The sequence below is a fragment of the Nitratireductor luteus genome, assembly GCF_026162365.1.
Classification (GTDB): Bacteria; Pseudomonadota; Alphaproteobacteria; order Rhizobiales; family Rhizobiaceae; genus Chelativorans; species Chelativorans luteus.
On record NZ_JAOANW010000035.1, the window covers coordinates 1 to 2,107 of the forward strand.

General features: G+C 60.8%; 1 protein-coding gene. It reads right to left on the reverse strand.

What is annotated here, in order from left to right; genetic code table 11:
- The coding region (locus tag N1058_RS23955) for a TonB-dependent receptor (protein WP_265520092.1) at positions 1 to 2,064 on the reverse strand (2,064 nt) is incomplete at its 3' end.
- Between the last annotated feature and the right edge of the window lie 43 nt (positions 2,065 to 2,107).

Genomic DNA, 2,107 nt, shown 5'->3' on the forward strand with positions numbered 1-2,107 from the left:
ACCGACGTCCAGCTTACCCCTAGGCAGTTCAAAGCTGGAATAGGCGTCGACGACCAGATAGTCCTCCACCGCCCGACCGCCGAAGCCGACACCGTCCTCGAAGGCGCGGTCACGGCTGCCCGAATAAAGCGCCTGAAGGCGCAGTTTCCACCACTCCGTTGGTCGGTATTCGGCATAGCCGGTCACGATGACGGGCGGAATGCGGTATCCATTGAGCGCCGTCCAGTCGCCGGTGCCGATGTTCTGCAACTCGCCTTCCAGCCAGGTGAAGGTGCCCCCGACCTGCCATTGCTCATTGATCGTGTGATCAAGCGCGAGTTCCACGCCATAAATGCGTTCTGGATTGCGCTGCTGGACAAGGCGGAAATCCTCGATGCGCGGCGCGCCCAGTTCCGAATAGCTGTAGAATCCGGCCAGGCTGCCCGTTGTGTCGCCGAAATCAAAGCGCAACCCGAGCTCGTAGCTGTCGGTGACGACCGGCTTCAGATTGCTGGACGAGAGCTGGAAATCGGCTGGCGCATAGCGAAGCTGCAGGCCGATGTCGGGAAGTTCGAATGAGCGCGCGAAATCGGCATAGAGCTTGACATCGTCGGTCAGGCTGTAAACAGCACCGATATTCGGCAAGAGCTCGGAATAGCTGATGTCGCCGCCCTCAATCCGGTTTCCCTGGCCAAGCGTGGTGTAGTCACCCACTTCCGCCCTGGCCCATTGCTGGCGTAAGCCGCCCCGGAAGATCAGCTTCTCTGTCGCTTCGATCTCCAGTTGACCGAAGAGAGCGACCTGGTTGTGCTGCGTTTCGGGCATGAAAACGCGCGTGCCCGTCTTTGTGAATACGGTGCCCCCGCTGGCATCGTAGGCGTTGCCGTCGAACAGGTTCACCGGCATGGAGGTGGTTTCCAGCGAGAAATCCGCTCCCCACATCAGCCTTGCGGAGCTCAGCCAATCGGGCGCCGGCAACGGCGTGTCAAATGTCGCATTGCCGCCATAGACACGGCTGTCGACGATCGATTGCGCGATCGCATTCCAGGTCGGAATTCTGCGCCCGTCGAAGGGGTAAAAGCGCGTGCTGTAGTCGCGCGCGTAAAGCTGTGCGTTGAGGCTGCCGCCGAAAATATCGCTGTTGGCATAGTCGAGCGTAGCGCGCAGGTCGCGCAGGCTGCCCTGCTCGTCCAGCTCAAGGCCCGGCACGGCACGCCCGTAAACGCTGCCTGCCGGCAGGTCAGCAACAGCCGGACCGGAAGCGAAATCCGTGTCCTGGTCTATATTACGGAAATTGACCGAAACCCCGAAGCGGTGCTGATCAACATCGTAGCCGAGGCGACCCATTAGATCATAGCTGGTGGTGTCGTGCAGGTCTCCTTGGCTGGGTTCGGGCGCTATGCGGTCGCCGTTGGCATCGAAGGAAGCGCCTCGGAGATCGCCGGATGCGGCAAAGGCGTAGGAGAGATTGTCCACCGCACCTTGAGCGGATTGGGAATACCCGCCGAACAGCCCGTCCTTGGATGGATTGGTGAGGCTGCTGCCGGCCGTAAACCTGCTGGTAAAACGGGGTTCGCCGCCGCCCTGCAAAGTGGTGATGTAGACGATGCCGCCGCTTGCTCCGCCGCCGTAGAGCGCCGAACCGCCATGGACAACCTCGATGCTTTCGATCTGCGCGGGATCGATGTTGAAAAGATCGCGGGAGGCGTTTCGGGTCAGCTTTTGCGGCACACCGTCGATGATGACCTGGAGATCACGTCCGCGCATAGTCTGACCGTAATTGGTGAAGGCGCCGGTGGCCGGGGCGAGGCCTGGAACCGTCTTGCCGAGAATATCGCCTAGCGAGCGGGCGGTCGGCAATTGCTCTTCAATGTCCTCTCGGGTGAGGAGGGTGACGCTGCGCGTTGCCGTGTCGGGCGCGCCGAACAGCGGCGCCGTCACCAGGAGCCTTTCCAGCACCGTCACATCGCCGTTCGTCTGCGTCGTATCGGAAGCCTGATCCTCTTGTGCGAATGCCGCCTCGGCAAGGCTGACAGCGATAGATGTTAAGACAAAAAGCTGGACAAATGACAAACCAGTCCTCACGTCCCCCTCCTTTAAGAACAGAATGAGGCGCTGGCTGACTGGT